Source organism: Clostridium chromiireducens (assembly GCF_002029255.1).
Lineage (GTDB): Bacteria > Bacillota > Clostridia > Clostridiales > Clostridiaceae > Clostridium > Clostridium chromiireducens.
Genome location: NZ_MZGT01000169.1, coordinates 1 through 1430 on the forward strand (window position 1 = coordinate 1; position 1430 = coordinate 1430).

2 protein-coding genes are annotated in these 1430 nt (G+C 28.9%); one reads left to right on the top strand and one right to left on the bottom strand.

All coding sequences use genetic code 11. From position 1 onward, the window contains the following. Positions 1–15 precede the first annotated feature (15 nt). Entirely contained in the window at positions 16–741 is a 726-nt protein-coding gene (locus CLCHR_RS24185) for a phosphatase (protein WP_079442486.1), read from the bottom strand. 237 nt (positions 742–978) lie between these two features. Here CLCHR_RS24185 and CLCHR_RS24190 point away from each other — a divergent pair. Then, positions 979–1430 (top strand): HAD family hydrolase (locus CLCHR_RS24190; RefSeq protein WP_139376293.1); only part of this gene is annotated, 452 nt, incomplete at its 3' end.

The following is a 1430-nucleotide window of genomic DNA, read 5'->3' on the forward strand; positions in this document are numbered from 1 at the left end:
CTTTCGGCTGGGTATCTATAAATCTTTTAATTTACCTTTTTTCTTTAATCTTAGTATTAATTCATTTGGCTCTCTATTAATTATAAGTTCTTCTGGAAACTCTATTGATTCTAACATGTTAACTGCTGCTGTAAACTCTCCTATTAATGTACAGAAATGTGCGTCACTATTTATTATCAGCTTAGCGCCATATTTTTTGCACAATAATGCTATTTCCTTACAATTCCCATGACTCCCCACTCTTGATGTTGTAAAAGAGCTATTATTAATTTCAATTAGAACATCATTTTCAATGGCACACTTAACTATTTCATCAAAATTAACAGGAACTCCTGGATTTCCAAGATGCCCTATTATATCAATTTTTCCACTTTCTATTACATTTATGAAAGCTCTCGTGTTTTCCTCTACACTACCTACTTTATAGACTTCATCATGTATGCTTCCAATTACAATATCCATCTTATCTAACGTAAAATCATCCATATCTAAATTTCCATCATAATCAATTATATTAGCCTCTGTTCCATAAAGCATGGTTACTCCATACATTTCTCTTGGTAATACTCTGTAGTTATGAAAATACCAAATATGCGGAGAATTTGGCATGGTAATCCCATGTTCTGTTGTTCCGAGTACTTTTATTCCCTTCTCTGATGCAGCTTTTGCATTTTCCATTAAGGTTGAATAAGCATGCCCACTTGCTAAAGTATGAGTATGCACATCTAATGCATATTTCATAAAATCACCTCTTTTATTCGTTTTATAAACTTAAATCAACATCTTAAAAACATTTTTATATATTAATTATATTTCCTATTATCATATTATCATACTCAACTTAGTAATTAAACTATAGCAGTTTATAGTAAACATTTACTTGTCAATAAAAATTTCTATTACCTTTCTCGTATTTCAAATATGTGTTATTATTAAAAATGTATGAATTTCAAATTTAGAGTACTGAAAGGAGATTTTATGATTAAATTAATTGCAACAGATATGGATGGAACTCTTTTAGATGAAAATGGTCATTTGCCAGATGGTTTTGTTGATATTTTAGACCGTGTAAGAGAAAAAAATATAAAATTAGTAGCAGCGAGCGGTAGACCTTACTACACTTTACAAACTAATTTTGGTCCAATAGGAAGACATTTATCTTTCATCTGCGAAAACGGAGCTCTAGTTGTTGATAATAATCAAATAATTTATAAAAATGTTATTGAAAAGAATATTGTTCAAAGTATAATTACTGAAGCAAAAAAAGTCAAAGATAATGCTTTAGTTGTATGCGCACCTAATTGTGCATATATTGAAAATTATTCAGAAGAATACTTAACTGAAATAAAGAAATACTACAGTGTCATAAATATTGTAGATGATTTAAGTGAAGTTGAAGATGATATAATTAAGATTAGTATCTGTAATAT

Bases quoted from the DNA above. Each gene is read 5' to 3' on its own strand.
- CLCHR_RS24185 (WP_079442486.1), bottom strand. From the start codon at position 741: ATGAAATATGCATTAGATGTGCATACTCATACTTTAGCAAGTGGGCAT.